The organism is Acidovorax sp. LjRoot129, assembly GCF_964253765.1.
Taxonomy (GTDB): Bacteria; Pseudomonadota; Gammaproteobacteria; order Burkholderiales; family Burkholderiaceae_C; genus Acidovorax.
The window spans coordinates 1-19,897 of sequence record NZ_CAXUSE020000001.1 but is presented as its reverse complement, the minus strand read 5'-3'; the positions used below and the strand labels follow the sequence as shown (position 1 = coordinate 19,897).

Annotated in this window: 20 protein-coding genes; 8 read left to right on the top strand and 12 right to left on the bottom strand. The window is 65.9% G+C overall.

Annotation, left to right across the window (positions count from 1 at the left end; genetic code table 11):
* Nucleotides 1-639, top strand: coding sequence for an FMN-binding negative transcriptional regulator (locus ACSQ3Q_RS00100; RefSeq protein ID WP_436132407.1), 639 nt, complete (start codon nt 1-3; stop codon nt 637-639).
* A 255-nt stretch (nt 640-894) separates the two neighbouring features.
* On the opposite strand, the gene ACSQ3Q_RS00095 is transcribed toward ACSQ3Q_RS00100, so the two are convergent.
* The 4 genes from ACSQ3Q_RS00095 to ACSQ3Q_RS00080 form a co-directional block, all read right to left on the bottom strand.
* Nucleotides 895-2,319: a homoserine dehydrogenase gene (locus ACSQ3Q_RS00095; protein WP_436132406.1), complete on the bottom strand. Its 1,425-nt coding sequence runs from the start codon at nt 2,317-2,319 to the stop codon at nt 895-897.
* A 523-nt stretch (nt 2,320-2,842) separates the two neighbouring features.
* Nucleotides 2,843-3,673 carry a DUF72 domain-containing protein gene (locus ACSQ3Q_RS00090; protein WP_436136905.1) on the bottom strand — a complete coding sequence of 277 codons (831 nt, stop codon included), beginning with the start codon at nt 3,671-3,673 and terminating at the stop codon, nt 2,843-2,845.
* Between the two features lie 187 nt (nt 3,674-3,860).
* Nucleotides 3,861-5,183 (bottom strand): ATP-binding protein, encoded by a 1,323-nt coding sequence (locus tag ACSQ3Q_RS00085; RefSeq protein ID WP_436132405.1) that lies wholly within the window; start codon nt 5,181-5,183, stop codon nt 3,861-3,863.
* On the bottom strand, nt 5,180-5,935 hold the full coding sequence (locus tag ACSQ3Q_RS00080; protein ID WP_436132404.1) for a response regulator: 756 nt from the start codon (nt 5,933-5,935) through the stop codon (nt 5,180-5,182). Before ACSQ3Q_RS00080 ends, ACSQ3Q_RS00085 begins: the two co-directional genes overlap by 4 nt.
* A gap of 177 nt (nt 5,936-6,112) precedes the next feature.
* Here ACSQ3Q_RS00080 and ACSQ3Q_RS00075 point away from each other — a divergent pair, with 177 nt between their 5' ends.
* From ACSQ3Q_RS00075 to ACSQ3Q_RS00060, 4 genes are all read left to right on the top strand, one after another.
* Nucleotides 6,113-6,664 (top strand): DUF2147 domain-containing protein, encoded by a 552-nt coding sequence (locus tag ACSQ3Q_RS00075; protein WP_436132403.1) that lies wholly within the window; start codon nt 6,113-6,115, stop codon nt 6,662-6,664.
* A complete protein-coding gene (locus tag ACSQ3Q_RS00070; RefSeq protein WP_436132402.1) occupies nt 6,661-7,380 on the top strand; it encodes a cytochrome c biogenesis CcdA family protein in 720 nt (239 codons plus the stop codon). The genes ACSQ3Q_RS00075 and ACSQ3Q_RS00070 overlap by 4 nt, the downstream gene beginning before the upstream one ends.
* Before the next feature lie 25 nt (nt 7,381-7,405).
* The gene (locus tag ACSQ3Q_RS00065; RefSeq protein WP_436132401.1) at nt 7,406-7,987 is read left to right on the top strand and encodes a thioredoxin family protein; all 582 of its coding nucleotides are present in this window, start codon (nt 7,406-7,408) and stop codon (nt 7,985-7,987) included.
* A gap of 70 nt (nt 7,988-8,057) precedes the next feature.
* Nucleotides 8,058-9,380, top strand: coding sequence for a serine hydrolase domain-containing protein (locus ACSQ3Q_RS00060; RefSeq protein ID WP_436132400.1), 1,323 nt, complete (start codon nt 8,058-8,060; stop codon nt 9,378-9,380).
* A gap of 96 nt (nt 9,381-9,476) precedes the next feature.
* On the opposite strand, the gene ACSQ3Q_RS00055 is transcribed toward ACSQ3Q_RS00060, so the two are convergent.
* The 3 genes from ACSQ3Q_RS00055 to ACSQ3Q_RS00045 all read right to left on the bottom strand — a co-directional run bounded on the left by ACSQ3Q_RS00055 (nt 9,477) and on the right by ACSQ3Q_RS00045 (nt 11,345).
* A complete protein-coding gene (locus ACSQ3Q_RS00055; RefSeq protein WP_436132399.1) occupies nt 9,477-10,235 on the bottom strand; it encodes a DUF2846 domain-containing protein in 759 nt (252 codons plus the stop codon).
* A gap of 288 nt (nt 10,236-10,523) precedes the next feature.
* Nucleotides 10,524-10,961 (bottom strand): OsmC family protein, encoded by a 438-nt coding sequence (locus ACSQ3Q_RS00050; protein ID WP_436132398.1) that lies wholly within the window; start codon nt 10,959-10,961, stop codon nt 10,524-10,526.
* Nucleotides 10,962-11,033: 72 nt separating this feature from the next.
* On the bottom strand, nt 11,034-11,345 hold the full coding sequence (locus tag ACSQ3Q_RS00045; protein ID WP_436132397.1) for an ATP-binding protein: 312 nt from the start codon (nt 11,343-11,345) through the stop codon (nt 11,034-11,036).
* A gap of 147 nt (nt 11,346-11,492) precedes the next feature.
* Here ACSQ3Q_RS00045 and ACSQ3Q_RS00040 point away from each other — a divergent pair, with 147 nt between their 5' ends.
* Nucleotides 11,493-11,801, top strand: a complete 309-nt coding sequence (locus ACSQ3Q_RS00040) for an acylphosphatase (RefSeq protein WP_436132396.1) — start codon at nt 11,493-11,495, stop codon at nt 11,799-11,801.
* 93 nt (nt 11,802-11,894) lie between these two features.
* Here the strand turns inward: ACSQ3Q_RS00040 and ACSQ3Q_RS00035 are convergent, their stop codons facing one another.
* Nucleotides 11,895-12,299, bottom strand: coding sequence for a YkgJ family cysteine cluster protein (locus ACSQ3Q_RS00035; RefSeq protein ID WP_436132395.1), 405 nt, complete (start codon nt 12,297-12,299; stop codon nt 11,895-11,897).
* Between the two features lie 70 nt (nt 12,300-12,369).
* On the opposite strand from ACSQ3Q_RS00035, the gene ACSQ3Q_RS00030 reads away from it, so the two are divergent.
* Entirely contained in the window at nt 12,370-12,843 is a 474-nt protein-coding gene (locus ACSQ3Q_RS00030; RefSeq protein ID WP_436132394.1) for a hypothetical protein, read from the top strand.
* Between the two features lie 78 nt (nt 12,844-12,921).
* Here the strand turns inward: ACSQ3Q_RS00030 and ACSQ3Q_RS00025 are convergent, their stop codons facing one another.
* Nucleotides 12,922-13,854 (bottom strand): AraC family transcriptional regulator, encoded by a 933-nt coding sequence (locus tag ACSQ3Q_RS00025; protein ID WP_436132393.1) that lies wholly within the window; start codon nt 13,852-13,854, stop codon nt 12,922-12,924.
* Nucleotides 13,855-13,861: 7 nt separating this feature from the next.
* On the opposite strand from ACSQ3Q_RS00025, the gene ACSQ3Q_RS00020 reads away from it, so the two are divergent.
* Complete coding sequence (locus tag ACSQ3Q_RS00020) at nt 13,862-14,338, top strand: cupin domain-containing protein (RefSeq protein WP_436132392.1); 477 nt, start codon at nt 13,862-13,864, stop codon at nt 14,336-14,338.
* Nucleotides 14,339-14,371: 33 nt separating this feature from the next.
* Here the strand turns inward: ACSQ3Q_RS00020 and gyrB are convergent, their stop codons facing one another.
* The 3 genes from gyrB to dnaA form a co-directional block, all read right to left on the bottom strand.
* A complete protein-coding gene (gyrB, locus tag ACSQ3Q_RS00015) occupies nt 14,372-16,990 on the bottom strand; it encodes a DNA topoisomerase (ATP-hydrolyzing) subunit B (protein ID WP_436132391.1) in 2,619 nt (872 codons plus the stop codon).
* Nucleotides 16,991-17,143: 153 nt separating this feature from the next.
* Nucleotides 17,144-18,262, bottom strand: coding sequence for a DNA polymerase III subunit beta (dnaN, locus tag ACSQ3Q_RS00010; RefSeq protein ID WP_056171502.1), 1,119 nt, complete (start codon nt 18,260-18,262; stop codon nt 17,144-17,146).
* Nucleotides 18,263-18,532: 270 nt separating this feature from the next.
* Nucleotides 18,533-19,897: chromosomal replication initiator protein DnaA (gene dnaA / locus ACSQ3Q_RS00005; RefSeq protein WP_436132390.1), on the bottom strand; the 1,365-nt coding region annotated here is incomplete at its 5' end.

The window sequence follows — 19,897 nt, the reverse complement described above, 5'->3', positions numbered from 1 at the left end:
ATGACGATTGCCAACCGCCAGTTCCAGGTGACCGACCCGGCCATCCTGCAAGCGCTGATGCATGCCGAACCCCTGGCCACCCTGGTTGTCACGCACGAGGGCACGCTGCACGTGAACCATGTGCCGCTGTATCTGGACCCCACCCGCGGCCCGCACGGCACCCTGGTGGGCCACGTGGGGCGGGGCAACGGCGTGTGGCCGCTGCTGCCGCAAAAGGCGGTGGCCGTGTTCCACGGCCCGCAGGCGTACGTGTCGCCGTCGTGGTACCCGTCCAAGGCCATCGACGGCAAACAAGTGCCCACCTGGAACTACGCCACGGTGCATGCGCACGGCACGCTCAGCGCGGTGGACGGCGACCCTGAGCGCCTGCGCGCCATCCTGCACACCCTGACCGAAGCGCACGAGGCGCACCGCCCGCACCCCTGGCACGTGGACGATGCGCCTGCGGACTATTTGCAGAAATTGCTGGGCGCCATCGTGGGCGTGGAGCTTGCCGTCGAGCGCTGGGAGGGCGTCTGGAAGGTCAACCAGAACCGCAGCGATGTGGACCGCGCGGGCGTGGTGCAGGGGCTGACGGCGGAAGGCACGCCCCAAGCGCTGGCCATGGCGGCGTTGGTGGAGCACGGGCCGAGCGCTTGAACGCCATTTGCTATCGTATTTATAGCTTAAAGCGGTTGATAGACAAGCGCTGGCGCCTGTTTTGGCCATGAAATCGCTCCAACCCATCCCTGCCGTTCGGGCTGAGCCTGTCGAAGCCATGCGCCGCGCGTCGACAGGCTCAGCGTGAACGGTGGGGGCGAGTGCTGAGCGGGTGGCGATACAGCGCGCGTCGCCACGCACGTCGCGCATCAGTGCATCCGCCCTCCAGCCTCAGCCTCAGCCTCAGCCTCAGCCTCAGCCCTCCAGCATCTCCACCCGCAGCGACACCACCGGCCCCGCCACGGCGGGGTGCGCGGCCAGCGCGTGCAGCGCCAGGTCCAAGGTCGCCTGGTCGGCCAGGTCCGTCAGCACCAGCACCTGCGGGCCGCTGGCGCCCGGCAGCACCCCATCGCCGGGCAGCAGCCGCTCGGCCGCCAGCTCCACACGCAACACCGGCAACTGCTGCGCTGCCAGCCACGCGCCTACCGCTTCGATCTGCTGGGCCGCATGCACCGGTACGCGCAGGTAGTGGCGCGTGCGCACGGCGGCGCGCGGCAGCACGCGCAGGTCGTTGCTGACGGCGTTGGCATGAAAGCCCAGGTGCGGCACGCGCTGCGCCGCGTGGGTGCCTTCGAGCCGCGCCACGTCCACCAGGTCGGCAATCACGGCCGATGCGGTTTGCTCGGACCCCGCGCCCGCGCCGTAGTACATCGTCACGCCTGCAGCGTCGCCCTTGACCAGGATGCCGTTCATCGAGCCGTTGACATGCGCCAGCAGGTGCGTGGCGGGCACCAGCGCGGGCTGCACGCGCAGCTCCACACCGCACGCGCCATCGCCGTTGACAGCATCGCCATCGCGGCGGCGGGCCACGCCCAGCAGCTTGATGCGATAACCCAGCTGCTCCGCGCAGGCCACGTCCAGGCCCTGCAGCGCGGTGATGCCCTCCACCTGCGCATCGGCAAAGCGCAGCGGCATGCCGAATGCGTTGGCCGCCAGCAGCGTGATCTTGTGCGCCGCGTCGATGCCTTCGATGTCGAAGGTCGGGTCCGCCTCCGCGTAGCCCAGCGCCTGCGCTTGGGCCAGCGCCTCGGCAAAGCCCACGCCCTCATCGCGCATCTTGCTCAGGATGAAGTTGGTGGTGCCGTTGATGATGCCCGCCACCCATTCGATGCGGTTGGCCGTGAGGCCCTCGCGCAGCGCCTTCACGATGGGGATGCTCACGGCCACGGCGCCTTCGTAGGCCACGGCCACGCCGTGCTGGCGCGCGGCGGCAAAGATCTCGTTGCCGTGCTCGGCCAGCAGCGCCTTGTTAGCCGTGACCACATGCTTGCCCGCCCGGATGGCGGCCAGCACCCAGTCGCGCGCGGGGCCGGTGCCGCCTGCGGCCTCCACCACTACATCCACGTCGGGGTGCGTGGCGACCTGCATCGGGTCGTTGGTCAGCGCCACGTCCTTGCCCACCACGCTCACGGCGCGGGCCAGGTTGCGCGCTGCGACCACCACCACCTCGATGCCCCGGCCCGCGCGGCCCGCGATCAGCGCCTGGTTGCGCGCCAGCACGCGGAAGGTGCCCGCGCCCACGGTGCCAATGCCGATCATGCCCACGCGCAGGGGGCGCATGGCCGCAGCACTGGGCTGGAACGATGGGGCTTCTAGGGACGGGACGGGATCGCGGAACATGGGCTTCTCCAAACGACTGAAAAACAATCAAACGAACAAACAAAAAAACCCAGCTGCCAGAGCTGGGTTTCAGTCAATTCGTCTTGGAGGAGAAGAGAGAGCGATCACCAGGTGGCTGCCGAAACGGCCACCTGCGCGTGCTCAGGTGGCCGCGGGGGTAATGGTGGTAATCATTCGTGCACCCATAGCCCGCGTGAATGCGGACAGCATCATGCACATGCCTTGGAAGGCCGTGGCGCGTGCAGTGAAAGGGATGGAGGTGTACGACATGAAGGGGCGAAGTGTACCTGAGGGGTTTGGGGTGGCGTCAAGCCTGCACGAAGGTGCGTGTTGCGCCCACACGCCGCAAGGGCCGAGGACGGTGGGTCGACCGCGGAGCCGCCGAAAGTGAGAGTCAGCTATAAAATTAATAGCTATTGACATAGGTGGATTAAGCGCTAGAGGGAATTTTGACTGAGTTTTCCCGTGTCTCGCGCTCTCATACCGGTCCAATACACGCCGGTCCCACGGCGTGGGAGCGCAGTCAGAACAGGCCGAAGTCTTCGCCACCGGCACGTTCCGGCACCCGCATCCCCAGCTGTGCCATCAGCTCCATCGCACCCGCCGGGGCCCGCTCCTTCGCGCCGTTGATGAAGTACACAAACACATCACGGGGCCGATCTCCACTGGTCCAGGCGCGCACTCCATCCGCCCACTGCGCAATCGCCTCAGGGGTGTAGCCCGTGGGCACATCGGCCTGGCTGCGCATCAACCGCAGGTAGGCGAAGTCGGCCTCGGCATCGGCAATGGCCGGGAATTTTTCGGAGTCGGTGTGCACCGGCACGCATCCATACCGGCGCGCGAGTTCAACGAAGGCGGGCACGGCAAAGCTCTCGTGCCGCACGTCGAGCACATGGCGCAGGCTGCGGCCATCGACCTGTTTGGGCAGCAGCGCGAGGAAGGCCTCGAAGTCCGCGGGCTCGAACTGCTTGCTGGGCATGAACTGCCAGACGATGGGGCCGAGCTTGTCCTTGAGCTCGGAGATGCCGCTCTCGACAAACCGCTTGATCGAGTCGCCCGCCTCCGCCAGCACGCGGCGGTTGGTTGCAAAGCGGTTGGCCTTGAGCGAGAACATGAAACCGTCGGGCGTCTCGCCGTGCCACTTGGCAAATGTGGGCGGCTTGAAGGTGCTGTAGTAGGTGCCGTTGACCTCGATGGCGCTGAGCTGGCGGCTGGCGTACTGCAACTCTTTGCTGTGCACCAAGCCCGCGGGGTAGAAGTTGTCGCGCCAGGGCTCGAAGGTCCAGCCGCCGATGCCGATGCGGATGTGCTGGTGGCGACTGCTGCTGCGGTCGCTTTCACTGCGGCTGTTGATGCTGCTGGCGCTGTTGCTGCTGCTTGCGGTGGTTTCCACGGCGTTCCCTGTCTGTCAGTCCACGGGATGGCCACTTTAGCAGCGCTGCCCGGGCCGCGACAACGCCATGAAGCCCGTGGGTGAACGGGGCAATGGGGCTGTGCGGCAGCCTGCGCAAGGCGGCAGATGCCCACACAGCGCGTTCGACCTACGCAGGGGCTTGTGGGGAGCCCGGCAGCTCGACCCGCGCCTCCAGCCCCTGGCCTTCCTCGCGCGGCCCCAGCACCAGCCGGCCGCCCAGCGCCTTCGCCAGCTCGCTTGCAATCGCCAAGCCCAGCCCCGTGCCGCCGGTGCCGCGGTTGCGCGAATCCTCCAGCCGCACGTAGGGCTGCAGCACGGCGGCCAAGTCGGCTGCGGGGATGCCGGGGCCGCGGTCCAGCACGCGCAGCAACCACCCGCCGTCGCTGACGGTGAGCAGGCTCAGCTCGGCCGCGCCCGCAAACTTGAGCGCGTTGTCCACCAGGTTGCACACCAGCCGGCGCAGCGCCTGCGGGCGCGTGTCGCAGGTGCCCGGGGCTGCGTGCAGCAGCAACACGGGCAGGCCCGCATCGGCGTAGTCGAACGCAATGCTCTGCAGCAGCGCGCGCAGGTCCACGCGCTGCAGGGGCTCCTGCGCCGCCTGCGATGAGCGCGCGTAGGCCAAGCCTTCTTCCACCAACGACTGCATCTCGGCCAGGTCCGCATGCAGCTTGCCCTGCAACACGGTGTCGTCCAGCAGGTCGGCGCGCAGGCGCAGGCGGGTGATAGGCGTCTGCAGGTCGTGCGAGACGGCGGCCAGGATCTGCATACGCTCTTGCAGGTGCGTTTGAATGCGCTGCTGCATGCGGTTGAAAGCCTGGGCGGCGCGCCGCACCTCACGCGGGCCGTCTTCGGCCAGGGGTTTGGCGTCGCGGTCGGCACCCAGCGCATCGGCTGCATCGGCCAGTGTGCGCAAAGGCCGCGTGGCCGCGCGCACGGCCCAGGCGCACAGGCCCACCAGCAGCGCCAGCTGCAGCGCCAGCGCACCCAGCACCCAGGGCGACACCTGCAGCCGGGGCTCGTCCATGTCCACGGCCAGGGGCGTGCCGTCGCTCAACTGCAGCTGCAGGCGCAGCTCGGTGCCGGGCACCTGGGGGTCAATGACGCGCACCGTCTGGCCGGGCGGCAGCGTGGCGCCCACGGCGCCCGCGATCTGGCGGGCCAGGTCGGACGTGGCTTCAGGTGCATCCAGCGGCGCGGTCAGCGCAAAGCGGTAGTTGCGGCGGGCCAGCCGGTCCACCCACTGCGCGCGCTCTGCGGCGGACAGGCGGTCCAGCATGGCTACGGAACTGGCCACGTCGCTTGCAAAGTAAGACACCATCGATCGCCGCATGGTCATGCCGCGCTCAGTGATGGCCAGCACAAACGTCAGCACATGCGCGAGCGCCAGGCCCAGCGCCAGCACCAGCAGGATGCGCCCGAACAGCGAGCGGGGCCACCAGCGCAGCGTCATGCAGCGGCCTTGCTGGACGTGGGCAACACGTCGGCGCAGAACACATAGCCTTCGTTGCGCACCGTCTTGATATAGCGCGAGCCGCGCGCCCCGTCCCCCAGACGCTGGCGCACGCGGCTGACCAGCAGGTCGATGGAGCGGTCGAACACGTCGGCATCGCGCCCCTGCGTGAGCTGCAGCAGCTGGTCGCGCGTGAGGATACGCTGCGGGTGGTCCAGCAGCACGCGCAGCAGCCGGTATTCGGCGCCCGACAGCGCCACCACCGCGCCCGTGTCATCGAGCAGGTGGCGCGCCGTGGTATCCAGCCGCCAGTCGCCGAACGCGAGGTGGCGCGCGGGCTCGGCCGCCGCCAGGTTGGGCGGCAGCATGCGCGTGCGCCGCAGCACGGCGTGGATGCGCGCCAGCAGCTCGCGCGCGGCAAAGGGCTTGGTCAGGTAGTCGTCTGCGCCCAGCTCCAGGCCGAGGATGCGGTCCGCCTCGTCGCTGCGCGCGGTGAGCATGATGATGGGCAGCGGCGGCGCGCCGGGGCTGCGCAGCTCGCGGCACAGGGCAATGCCGTCGGTGCCGGGCAGCATCAGGTCCAGCACCAAGAGGTCGATGCGCTGCGTGGCCAGCACCTCGCGCATCTGCCGCCCATCGGCCGCCACGCTGACCTGCAGGCCCTGGCGTTGCAGGTACTCGGCCGCCAGCTCGCGGATGCCGGCGTCGTCATCGACGATCAGAATGTGGTCGGGCGGGGGCGTGGTCGTCATGGACGCTGATTGTCCAGGCTTTGGCGCCGCGCGGTGAAGCCGCTGCAGGCCCGCATGTATCTGAACTTGTCTGCGGGTGCCGCAGACATGCGCGCATACCAAAAGGCCTCTCCACGACAAACCGCCGATACGTGCGCTGGTTTCAATGAGTCTTCCTGAAATCAACGAGGACTTGCCATGAAACCATCCGTTGCCCTAGCCGCTGCTGCGCTGGGCTTGGCCCTGGCGCATACCGCCAGCGCGCAACCCGGCGCTCCCGCTGCGCAGGCGGCCCCTGCACCTCCCCCCAAGGCGCCCCTGGGCCGGTGGATCACCGAAAGCGGCAACCTGGAGGTGGACATCGCACCCTGTGCCCCGACGGCGGATGCCAACACCGCCGCCAGCACGAACGTTGGTGGCGGCAGCCGCACTGCTCCCAACATCAGTAGCCTCTGCGGCAAGGTGGTGCGGGTGCTGGCCAACCGGTCGATGAGTGCACCGGGCACCGACATGGCCGCGGCCGATGCTCGGCCCGCCCTGGGCATGACGATGTTGTCGGGCCTGCGCGAGAGCGGCGACGGTGTCTACCAGGGCGAGATCTACAACCGCGAAAACGCCAAGACCTACCGCGCCAAGCTCACGCCCGCCGAGCCCGACCAGTTGCTGGTGCGCGGCTACGTGGGCATCCCGCTGTTTGGCAAGACGCAGGTATGGCGCCGCCCAGCCGCAGAGCACGGGGGTGCGCCATGACCATGGCCGCCACGTCGCCCTGGCTGGCCGTGGCCGCCGGCATGCTGACCGTGGGCGCTCCCTGCGTGCTGCCCATGCTGCCGGTGGTGCTGGGCGCGTCGGTGGCGGGCGGCCCCGCGCAGCGCACGCGCCCCCTGTTCATCGCGCTGGGCTTTGCGCTGTCGTTTGCGGCCGTGGCGCTGCTGTTCAGCAGCTTTACGCAGGTGCTGGGGGTCTCGCCCGAGGGCTTGCGCCGGTTCGCCGCCGTGATGCTGCTGGTGTTTGGCGTGCTCACGGTGTGGCCCAAGCCATTCCAGTGGCTGAGCCAACACGCGGGTGGCGTGCTCAACCGCGTGGCCAGCTTGGGGCTGGGCTCATCGGCGGGCAACTGGGGCGGACTGCTGCTGGGCCTGAGCCTGGGCGCGGTGTGGACGCCGTGCGCCGGGCCGGTGCTGGCCTCCATCCTCACGCTCATCGCCACCGAGCCGCCCGGGGTCAGCACTGCGGTGCTGCTGCTCGCGTATTCCACCGGCGCCGCGCTGCCCATGCTGGCCATTGCCTACGGCGGCCAGGCGGCGGCCAGCCATGTGCGTCGCATCTCGCGCCATGCGCACCGCGTGCAGCAGGCCTTTGGCGTGGTGGTCATCGCCGTCGCGCTGGCCATGTTGTTCCAGATCGATGGCCAGGTCACCGCCTGGCTGTCGCAGTTCTATCCCTCGATTTCTGGCGGGCTGTAAGCGGCCCGCAGCAAGGAGTTTCACCATGACATCGCGCCCTTCTTCACCCATCTCGTTTCCGCGCCGCACATTCCTGGCGTCTGCAGCCTCTGTGGCTGCCGCCGTGGCAGCGCCCGCCCTCACCCACGCAGCAGGGCCCGCCATCCAGGCGGCCACGCTGCCCGACTTTGGCGCCGCACCCGAGTTCACGGGCATCGAGCGCTGGCTCAACTCCGAGCCGCTGAGCCTGGCCCAGCTGCGCGGCCGCGTGGTGTTGGTGGACTTCTGGACGTATGCCTGCATCAACTGCATCCGCACCCTGCCCCACGTCAACCGCTGGGCCGAGCTGTACACGCCCCAGGGACTCACCGTGGTGGGCGTGCACACGCCGGAGTTTCCGTTCGAGCGCACCACCAGCAACGTCGAGGTGGCGATGCGCCGCCACGGCGTGAAACACCCTGTGGCGCAGGACAACCGCTACGGCACCTGGAAGGCCTACAGCAACCAGTACTGGCCCGCCGCCTACCTCATCGATGCGCAGGGGCGCATTCGCTACAAGCACTTCGGCGAAGGCGAATACGAGCGCACCGAAGCCGCGATCCGCGCGTTGCTGACGGCGCGGGGGTAGGCCTGCTGATCAATCGTTTCCCCAATTTTCTCCATCGTTTCCCTACTCACCCTTGCAGGACTTTTGCACCATGCCGTACCCCCGCCTTCAATTTGCCCTGGTCACGCTCGCCGCGGCCGCTGCCGCCCTCTGCATGGCCGCTGCCAGCCATGCCCAGGCACCGCAACTGCCACCGCCCGACGCCACCCACCCCGCCACGCTGCAGCTGATGCAGGGCTTTCCCCCACCGCCCGACAAGGTGGTGCGCCTGGCCAACATCCTCAAATACCCCAACGTCCGTTGGGGCGCGCAACATCTGCGCGAGCTGGGCCCCACGGCGGCCGTGTGGCGCGGTGCGGGCAGTTCCAGCGCATTGCCCGCAGGGGCCCGCGCACTCGACGACGCGCTGCCGGTGCCCGACGGCAAGGGCGGTACCACGACGTTGGCCGACTGGCAAAAGTCCACGTACACCGACGGCCTGCTGGTGCTGCACCGCGGCAAGGTGGTGTACGAGCGGCACCATACCGGCATGCAGCCGCACCAGCCCCACGTGCTGTGGTCCATGAGCAAGTCGCTCACCGGCCTGCTGGCCACCGAACTCATCCAGGAAGGCGTGATCGACCCCAAAGCGCTGATTCCGCGTTACCTGCCCGAGCTGGCCACCAGCGCCTGGGCCGACGCCACGGTGCAGCAGGCGCTGGACATGACCACCGGCGTGCAGTACGCCGAGAACTTTGCCGACCCCGCGTCCGGCGTCTTCCAGTATCTGGCCGCCGCAGGCCTGCAGCCCGCGCCGCCCGGCAGCAGCGCGCCCAAAAGCATGGCCGAGTTCTTGCCCACGCTGAAGAAAGAAGGCGAGCACGGCACCGCGTTCGCGTACAAGTCGGTGGACACGGAAGTGCTGGGCTGGCTGCTGCAGCGCGTGACGGGCAAGAGCTACGCCACGCTGCTGTCCGAACGCCTCTGGTCGCGCCTGGGCGCGCAGGAGGATGCCTATGTGTTTGCGGACGCCAACGGTGGACAGTCCACCAGCGTGGGCGTAAACGCCACGCTGCGCGACCTGGGACGTCTGGGCGAGATGTTGCGCGCCAATGGCCGCTTCAATGGCCAGCAGATCATCGCGCCCGCCACCATCGCCGAGCTGCGCAAGGGCGCGGACCCCGCCCAGTTCAGCAAGGCCCCCGGAACCGCCATGCGCGCGGGCTACTCGTACCACAACCAGTGGTGGGTGCCGCATGATGCCGACGGCACTTTGGAAGCCAAGGGACTGATGGGCCAGCACATCCATATCAACCCGGCGGCAGAGCTGGTGGTGGTCAAGCTATCCACACACCCGGTGCCCAACACGGCCTTCACGCACGCGGTGGACCGGCAGGCATTTGCTGCATTGGCTGCAGCGGTCCGGGCGCGATAGAGAGGAACGAAAAAAGACGCGCCGGCGATCATCTGACATAAAAAAGGGCCCTCGCGGGCCCCCCCTGACTAGCGCAATTGCCCGCCGGAGAAATCGCTAAGGTGCGCTGAGCACTTGCTGACGTTTTACCTCGTACTCGCTGGTCGAAATGAGCTTGGCATCATGCATTTTTTTCAGCCACTCCAAGCGTGACTCCTTCTTGTTTGGTGCGGGCTGAGCAGGGGGGGCCACCACTACGGCCGCCGAAGTAGATCCTTGCTTGGCCGCAGGCGACGGAACAGCGACTGACGGAGGCGCTACGGTAGACACTGCAGGCGTCGCAGGGGAGGTCATCTGCGTGGGCGCTACTGTTCGCAATGGCATCGCTGGCGCGCCACCGATTGGTGCAATGGCGGTGCCAGGTACTTTGACTGCGAGCAGTTTAGAAGCCAATACGCCCGTGCGACCCCCAGTTTCGTCCATTTGGGTGAGGTGGGTGCGTGCCATGAACAGACCCATCTTTACCTCTTGCCACACAAAGTAGTTTTTGGCTGCCTCTACAGCGACGGTGAGTGCAGCAGTGTTTTCGGCCACGGATTCGATGTTGTACTTGCCAGGTGCGACGTTTAGGTGAAAGTAGCTTTTGGGGCCTGACTGGCCCAGGTGCTGATTGTTCACAGTCACGGCCAACGGAACCGCTGCACCAAAAATCTCATCCCGATAGATGTATAGCGAAGCCGTTTCCGCTGTAGGCGTGAACTGTTTGGCTTTGGCATCCTCTTCTGGCGTAGCCATCGGTACTTGGGCACAGCCAACCAAAGCCAACATGCCGATGAACAGGGTGAATACACGCAGGTGTTTCGCGAAAAAAAGCATTAGCGTCTCGTCTCTTTGTCGGGTGGTACTGCGCTCCCCGCGCAGGCAGGGAGACCCTGCCCACATACTCTAGCATTCAGTTGCAACTACTTACGGACAGTCCGTAAATTGAAGCTAGGCACTTTGCGTCCTTTTCGGGTAAAGGGTCGATTAACAAAGAGGTAAAAGGGCTGTCGTCCTTTCCCGGGTCGCGCGGACCGCATCGATCCTGTGCTCAGTACATAGCAATGCAGAGTCCCTGGCTGACCGAGAGTTCGGCATGACAAAAGTGGTACCGCAACAACTCGGCTACTGCACCAGCGTTGCGGTCAGCGTGATCTCTGGCACGGCGGCCAGCGCCTTGGACAGCGGGCAGTTGGCCTTGGCGTCGGCCGCAAGCTTTTGAAACGCCGCATCGTCCAGCCCCGGCACCTTGGCCGTCAGCGTGAGCGCAATGCGGTCGATCACAAAACCGTCGCCATCCTTGGACAAGCGCACGCTGGCCGTGGTGTCCACGGTTTCGGTGGCGATGCCTGCCTTGTCCGCGGCAAACGAGAACGCCATGGTGAAGCAGGCCGCATGCGCCGCACCCACGATCTCTTCGGGGTTGGTACCTTTACGGTCATCGCCAAAGCGGCTGGCAAAGCCGTAGGGGTATTTGTTCAGCGCGCCGGTCTCGGTGCTGACCTGGCCCTGGCCGGCCTTGCCGGCGCCCTCCCAGTGGACGCTGGCTTTCTTTTCAGACATGGCGTGACTCCTTGTGCATGGTGCATGCAGTGGTGGTAATGGTGAACGGCCGGGCAAAACCCGGGCCAGAAATCACATCACAGGCACATCGCCTCGGGTGTGGGACAAGGCCGCTTCGTCCTTTACCGACTGCAAGCTGCCCTGCAAGCCAGGCGGTACGCCCGCCCGCACCATTTGGATCGCGTCGAACGGGCAGCGCACGGCGCACAGTGCGCACCCCGTGCAACGCGCCGCATCATCCAGCCGAGATCGCTTGGGGCCCCAGGCGGCATCACCTTGCACCTGCAGCGACAGCACATGCGGCGCGCAGACCGCCACACACCAGCCGCAGCCGGTGCAGCGGGCGGTGTCGATGGAGGGCAGCGCCTTGCGGTGAGCAGTCATGCAGTGGTGGGGCGTGCAGGGGCCGAATACAACGGCGCGGTAGAGGCCCCTGCTGCGCCACAGCTTAGCGGGTCGTATTCGAGTGGTCGAGCGCTGCATGGCAAGCAAACGGGCAGAAATCCTTGGGGCTAGCGATACAGTGCGGCCATGCCCCACAGCAGCAACACCCCCGCGGTCATCACTCAGCACCTCATCATCCGCGGCCATGTGCAAGGCGTGGGCTACCGCTGGTCTATGGTGCAAGCCGCACAGCAACGCGGCGTGCAAGGCTGGGTGCGCAACTGCCGCGATGGCAGTGTCGAGGCCCTGGCCACCGGGCCCCAGGACGCCGTGCAATCCCTCATTGAGTGGGCGCACCAAGGTCCGCCCCACGCTCGGGTGGATGTCGTGGAGGCGCGCATCGTGACGGCGCCGTCGGAAACTTTGCCGGGGTTTGTGCAGCGCGAAACGGTGTAACCCGCGGGGCTGCCTGCCTTGCTCGCGTAGTTGCAGCCATCGGCCTACCCGCTGCCAGGTCAGGTCGGAGGGCTGCCTGCCTGGCCTTGCGCTTTAAATCCCGCGCCGCGCCCCATAGGCGCAGTACCCCGGCTTGGGGCTCTTCTTTTGCGGGTGCAGCCGGCACGTCTCAGGCCGCTTGTCATACACCGTGCACAGTCGCGTCTTCGGGTCGAGGAAGTTGCAGTCTCCGCTGGCGCGCCGGGCCATCGTGAAGATTGCGTTCTTGTGGTTAAAGTGGTCGATCAACCGTGCCTTCTGCAGCCGCTTGGCAATGTGCCGCAGCTCTTCATGCTCGGCCTCGAACGGGTCCACCAGCTCAAGCCGCACCAAGTCCGAAAGCTGCACCTCCAGAGGCATCGTGCAGCAGTTGGCCGCGCAGGTATCGCACAGGCCCGCGCGGTAGCGGGTCCAGGTGTCGAGGCGGTCGACGTCGACGATAGAGATAGGGGATCGCATGGGAGGTGGATGGTAGCAATCTCCACCTTGTAGCCCGTGCGCGGCAGCCCCGCCTGCTAAAAGGACCGTCATGCACAAGCAACTCGTACTACTTTTGGCGCTCATTGCCACCTGCCTAGGCCTGGGGGCCACGGAACTGAGCCCGCTCGCCCGCAAAGACCTGCTGGACGTGGTGCGGCCGAAAGCGGCAACCCTGGCCGGCCAGCCCGTGCGGATCAAGGTAGACCGGCTCAACGTGGACCGCAACTGGGCGGTGCTGGTGGGAAGCATCGTGGCCGCCTCAGGCAAGGGTATGGACTGGAGCCTGTCCGATGGTTGCCACACTGAGCTGGACAAAATGCTCTGGGTGGTCTTGCACAAATCCGGCGCCGTCTGGCGGGTGACACACATGGAAATTTGCGCCCCCGAGCCACCGTATTGGTACATGGAGCAGTACGGCGGCCTTGTCTGGCCGTGTGGTGTGTATGCGGGGCTGGAGGATGGGAGTGAAGAGGGCACGCTGGAGCGCCGGTGCAGAAAGCAGCAGACGCTCAGACGCCAGTGATGGGGGGCTCACCCGTTTTGCTGAGGTCCCGATCAGGCCGTCGTCGGCTTGCGGCGACCCGCGTTAAAAAAACGCTTTTCAGCAATCGCGCATGTTGGCAAGCCAACGTGCCGGGGCCATGCCCACCTGCCCCTTGAAGCGCCGCGTCATGTGGCTCTGGTCGGCAAAACCGCAAGCCGCCGCCACGTCGGCCACCGCATTGCCCCGACGCAGGGCCGCCTGGGCCTGGCGAATGCGCACCATGTTCAGGTAGGCATGTGGCGCCATGCCATAGGTGGCCGTGAAGGCGCGGGTCAGGTGCGCACGCGACAGGCCGGCCTGTGTGGCCAGGGCCTGCACCGTCACATCATCGGCAAAGTGCGCGTCCAGGTACTCGCGCACCAGGGCCATGCGCTGGCGGCCCGCATCCAGGCAGTTGCCTGCCCAGCGTGTGCGCGTCTCGCCATGGCGGCCCAGCAGCGTCACCAGAGCCCTGCTGGTGAGCTCCTCCCCATGCAGCGACTCCTGCCGCTCGGCCACCGCAGCCACTGCCTGCTGCAGCAAAAGGGCGCCCTGCGGATCGCGCACCACGGGCGCCTTGAAGTACCGCGCCGCATGGCTGGCACCGCCCGCACCAAAAGCCGCCCGGTCCGCCACCAGGGCGTGCACCAGCGCGGCATCCACATACAGGATCGAATAGCCAAACCCCACATCTGTGCCTCGGCTGCCATCGTGCGGCTCATCGGGGTTGAACAGGATCACATCGCCTGCGAGGCTGGCGTGGCGCGCACCACGGCACGCAAAGGTCTGCACCCCCGAGCGCGTGACGCCGATGGAATACGTCTCGTGGCTGTGCCGTTCGAACCGGTGCTCCGTGAAATGCGCGTTGAGCAGCGTGATGCCCCCGGAGGCCAGCGGCCGCATCTCCGCCCAGTCGCGCTGGCTGCTGCCGGCACTGCGTGGCGGCGTGCGCGATGAAGAAGAAGAGGCGGAGGAGGAAGGTGCGGCGGAATCGTCGTTCCCGGCGTGCATGCAACAAATGTACAAGACCGCCCTGTGCCCGGTGGCGACACTGCAGACGCCCCCCACTGGCACGACCCTGCAAACCTACCCCGACCCAACCACCATGTCCGATACCGTCAACACCCCCACTACGACCGCAGCCCACCCCGTGGACCTGGCCCAAAAGCTCACCCAGTTCGCTGACCACTGGGCCCCGCGCACCGTGGCCGAATTCAACGGCCACGACATCATGGTCGCCAAGATTCAGGGTGAGTACCAGTGGCACAGCCATCCCGATACCGACGACTTTTTTCTGGTACTGAGAGGCTCCGTAGAGATTGATCTGCCAGGTGGTGCCATGGTCACCCTGCACCCTGGTCAGCTATTCGTAGTGCCCAAGGGTGTGGAGCACCGTCCGCGCGCGAGTGCAGAGGCGCATATTCTTCTGATCGAATCGACGGGCACGCCGAACAGTGGAGACGCAGCTACGGCCGCGCCGCGCAGGGTGCTGTGAAAAGGCTGTGGGGCCCATCACTTCGACAAAAAATCAAACGTCGATATTCCCCGCCCGCAGCGCATTCGTCTCAATGAAATCCCGCCGCGGCTCCACCTCATCGCCCATCAGCATGGTGAACACGCGGTCCGCCTCGATCGCATCGTCGATCTGCACACGCAGCAGGCGGCGCACGTTGGGATCCATGGTGGTTTCCCACAGCTGCTCGGGGTTCATTTCGCCCAGGCCCTTGTAGCGCTGGCGGCTGGTGGTGCGTTCGGCTTCGGTGATGAGCCACTTCATGGCCTGGCGGAAGTCGCCGACCTTTTCTTCCTTTTGCTTCTCGCCTTCGCCGCGCAGGGCCTTGGCGCCCTCGCCCAGCAGGCCGCGGAAGGTTTCGGCGGCTTCGGCCAGGGCGGCGTAGTCGGCGCCGTGCACAAAGTCTTGCGTGATGACGCTGCTCTTGACGTTGCCGTGGTGGCGGCGGCTGATGCGCAGGATGGGCTTGTCGGTGCGCACGTCGAATTCGCCGGCCACTTCGGCAGGGGTGCCGGTGGTGTTCAGCTCGCGCAGCTTGATCTGCAGGTTCACGGCGCTGGCTTCGGCGTCGGCCACGGTGTCGAGCTTCAGGCTCACGCCGTCGGCCACGGCGCGCAGGGCTTCGGCGTCCATGAAGTTGGACAGGCGGTGGATCACGCTTTCAGCGACCTGGTGCTTGCGCGCCAGTTCGGCCAAAGTTTCGCCGGCCAGCACTTGCGGGTTGGCGCCGCCGGTGCTCACGCTGGCGTGGTTCAGCGCGATGCGCAACAAGAAGCCGTCGAGTGCGGGGCCGTCCTTCAGGTACAGCTCTTCCTTGCCGGCCTTCACCTTGTACAGCGGTGGCTGGGCAATGTAGATGTGGCCGCGTTCCACCAGCTCGGGCATCTGGCGGTAGAAGAAGGTGAGCAGCAGGGTGCGGATGTGGGCGCCGTCAACGTCGGCGTCGGTCATGATGATGATGCGGTGGTAGCGCAGCTTGGCCACGTCGAAATCATCGCCACCGGTGGTGCCGCCGGCCTTGCCGATGCCGGTGCCCAAAGCGGTGATCAGCGTCAAAATTTCGTTGCTGGTCAGCAGCTTTTCGTAGCGGGCTTTTTCCACGTTCAGGATCTTGCCGCGCAGGGGCAGAATCGCCTGGAACTTGCGGTCGCGGCCCTGCTTGGCAGAGCCACCGGCGGAGTCACCCTCGACGATGTAGATCTCGCACAGGGCGGGGTCTTTTTCCTGGCAGTCGGCCAGCTTGCCGGGCAGGCCCATGCCGTCGAGCACGCCCTTGCGGCGGGTCATTTCGCGGGCCTTGCGGGCGGCTTCGCGGGCGCGAGCGGCCTCCACGATCTTGCCGCAGATGATCTTGGCGTCGGCCGGGCGCTCCTGCAGGTAGTCGGTCAGCAGCTTGCCCACGATGTCTTCCACGGGGGCGCGCACTTCGCTCGACACCAGCTTGTCCTTGGTCTGGCTGCTGAACTTGGGCTCGGGCACCTTCACGCTCAGCACGCAGCACAGGCCTTCGCGCATGTCGTCGCCGGTGACTTCGACCTTGGCCTTTTTGGCGAACTCGTTTTCTTCGATGTACTTGTTGATGACGCGGGTCATCGCGGCGCGCAGGCCGGTCAGGTGGGTGCCGCCGTCACGCTGGGGAATGTTGTTGGTAAAGCAGAGCACTTGCTCGCTGTACGCGCTGTTCCACTGCATAGCCACTTCCACGCCGATGTGCGTGCCGGGGATGCCGCCATACGTTTCGGCGGGGCGTTCGCCGGCTGCGTAGAACGAGGTCGGGTGCAGAACGGTCTTGCCCTTGTTGATGAATTCGACAAAGCCGCGCACGCCACCGGCGCCCGAGAAGTCGTCTTCCTTGCCGCTGCGCTCGTCCTTCAGGCGAATGCGCACGCCGTTGTTCAAGAACGAGAGTTCGCGCAGGCGCTTGGCCAGGATCTCGTAGTGGAAGTCGTTGTTTTCTTTGAAGATCTCGGTGTCGGGCAAGAAGTGCACTTCAGTGCCGCGCTTGTCGGTGTCATCCAGCACCTGCATGGGCGAGACTTCGACGCCGTTCACGGTTTCGACAATGCGGTTCTGCACAAAGCCCTTGCTGAACTCCAGCACATGGACCTTGCCTTCGCGGCGCACGGTCAGGCGCAGCATTTTGGACAGCGCGTTCACGCAGCTCACGCCCACGCCGTGCAGGCCGCCGGAGACCTTGTAGCTGTTCTGGTTGAACTTGCCGCCCGCGTGCAGTTCGGTCAGCGCGATCTCGGCCGCCGAGCGCTTGGGCTCGTGCTTGTCGTCCATCTTCACGCCGGTGGGGATGCCGCGGCCGTTGTCCGTGACGCTGATGGAGTTGTCGCTGTGGATCGTCACCACAATGTCGTCGCAGTGGCCGGCCAGAGCCTCGTCGATGGAGTTGTCGACTACCTCGAACACCAGGTGGTGCAGGCCGGTGCCGTCGGACGTGTCGCCGATGTACATGCCGGGGCGCTTGCGCACGGCCTCCAGGCCTTCCAGGATGGTGATGGCGCCTTCGCCGTAGCTTTCGCTGGCCCCTGCCTGGTTGGTGTCGATCTTGGCGAGGGTGGGCTCAACATGGCCGGAGACGCCGGTGTCTTCGGGCTCGGAAGGGATGTTGTTGTCAACGGTCATGGTGGGCCTTGGGATCCGTGGAAACCGGGGTTTCCAATGTGTCAATATGGGTCAAATTGGGCTCTAGCGCTTATTTGATAAGCGCTAGCAGCTATCAATATGGTAGCAATCGTGCTCAGGGCAATGCGATGCAGCAGACGGGACGTGACCGCCTCAGATGCGCATCGGCATGACGACGTACTTGAAGCTTTCGTTGTCGGGGATGGTCATCAGCGCAGAGCTGTTGCCGTCCGAGAGCTCCACCTTCACCATGTCCTGGCCCATGTTGGCCAGGGCGTCGATGAGGTAGGTCACGTTGAAGCCGATCTCGATGGTGTCGCCACCGTAGTCGATGTCGAGCTCGTCCACGGCCTCTTCCTGCTCTGCGTTGTTGGACGCCACGCGCAGGGTGCCGGGCTCCAGGTTCAGGCGCACGCCTTTGAACTTGTCGCTGGTCATGATGGCGGTGCGCTGCAGGCTGGCCAGCAGCGGCGCGCGGCCCAGGGTGATGCTGTTCTTGTGGTTCTTGGGGATCACGCGGTTGTAGTCGGGGAACTTGCCCTCGACCAGCTTGGTGACGAACTCCATGCCGCCGAAGGTGAACTTCGCTTGGTTGTTGGCGAACTGCATCTCGATGTGGGGCTGGTTCTCGCCGCCGGCGTCGGACAGCAGGCGCTGCAGTTCGATCACGGTCTTGCGCGGCAGGATGACTTCCTGCTTGGGCACTTCGACGTCGAGCGTGGCGCTGGCAAACGCCAGGCGGTGGCCGTCGGTGGCCACCAGGGACAACTGCTTGCCCTCGGCCACGAAGAGGATGCCGTTGAGGTAATAGCGGATGTCCTGCACGGCCATCGCGAAGGACACCTGGGACAGCAGGTCCTTGAGCACCTTCTGTGGCACGCTGAACGCGGGGCCGAACGCGGCGGATTCCTGCACCAGCGGGAAGTCTTCGGCCGGCAGGCTTTGCAGGGTGAAGCGGCTCTTGCCGCCCTTGAGGATGAGTTTGGACTGCTGCGACTCCAGGCTCACAGTCTGGTCCGACGGCATGGTGCGCAGGATGTCGATCAGCTTGCGCGCGCCCACCGTGGTGGTGAAGTCGCCGGTGTCGCCCCCCAGCTCGGCCGTGGTGCGGATCTGGATTTCGAGGTCGCTGGTCGTGAGCTGCAGGGCATTGCCCGTCTTGCGGATCAGCACATTGGCCAGGATGGGCAGCGTGTGGCGGCGCTCGACGATGCCAGCCACGGACTGCAGTACCGCGAGAACCTTGTCTTGTGTTGCCTTCAGGACGATCATGTCTTCAACCTCTTGTGGATTTTCTAAACCGGTGCGTTGGCAGCGGCACGGGTGGTGCCCCCCCTGCTGCCCAATCCGTCATTTTGCCCGCTTACCAGGGCATTGCCGTGGCAAGCGCACTTTTCGGCTGCCGTTACGGCCGGGCCCCGCCACAGCCTTGGATACTGGCGGTGCCCCAGCGAGGGACGCCGAACCAGGGCCGCCCCGCAGCGAGGGCGTCGTCCCCCTGACGGGAGACGGCGCCGAAGGCGACTCAGGGGGTGTCCCATGTCATCCCTTGAGCGTCTGCTCCAGCACGTGCAGCTGCTGGTTCAACTCAGTGAGTTGCTGGCGCTCGCCAGAGATCTTGCGCACGGCGTGCAGCACGGTGGTGTGGTCGCGTCCGCCAAACAGCTCGCCGATCTCCGGCAGGCTTTTTTGCGTCAGCTCCTTGGCCAGGTACATCGCAATCTGGCGCGGGCGGGCAATGCTGGCCGGGCGCTTCTTGCTGTACATGTCGGCGACCTTGATCTTGTAGTAGTCGGCCACCGTCTTCTGGATGTTTTCCACAGAGATCTGCCGGTTCTGTATCGACAGCAGGTCGCGCAGCGCCTCGCGGGCCAGCTGGATGGAGATTTCCTTTTGGTTGAAGCGCGAGTAGGCCAGGATCTTGCGCAGTGCGCCTTCCAGTTCGCGCACGTTGGAGCGCACGTTCTTGGCGACGAAAAAGGCGACCTCCTCGGGCATCTCGGTGCCTTCGACGCGGGCCTTGTTGATCAGGATGGCCACGCGCATTTCCAGCTCGGGCGGCTCGATGGCCACCGTCAGACCCGAATCGAAACGCGACACCAGCCGCTCGTGGATGTTGGCCAGGCCTTTCGGATACGTGTCTGAAGTCATCACGATGTGCGACTTCTTGGCCAGCAGGGCCTCGAACGCGTTGAAGAATTCTTCCTGCGTGCGGTCCTTGTTGGCGAAAAACTGCACGTCGTCAATGAGCAGCAGATCGAGCGAGTGGTAGCGCTCCTTGAACTCGTCGAAGGTGCGGCGCTGGTACGCCTTAACCACATCCGACACGAACTGCTCTGCGTGGATGTAGAGAACTTTGGCGTCGGGCTTGTCCTGCAGCAGGCGGTTGCCCACCGCGTGCACCAGGTGGGTCTTGCCCAAGCCGACGCCGCCGTAGATGAAAAGCGGGTTGTACAGGTGGCCCGGCATGCCCGCCACGTGCATGGCCGCCGAGCGCGCCATGCGGTTGGCAGTGCCCTCCACCAGCGTCTCAAAGGTCAGGGCGGCATTGAGCCGATTGCGGAAGGCGCCTGCCGCGGGGTCGTCGCTGCTGGCAGCGGGTGATTCGGCTGGCGCTGGCGTGTTGGATTGCTCGGACTGCGCGGGCCGAACATAAGTGCGGGCAACGGATTCCCGCTGAGCGAGCGCTAACTCCAGCGTGACTGGCTGGCCGTAAAGCCCTTCGAGCAAGGCGGCGATGCGGCCGGCGTATTGGGCGCGGATCCAGTCGAGCTTGAAACGGTTGCCCACGAGCAAGGTGACCTTGGAGAAATCCTCGGCCACCTGGGCGATGAGGGGCTTGATCCAGGTGTTGAACTGCTGCTCGGGCAGGTCTTGCGCCAGTTGCTCTGCGCAGGCTTGCCACAG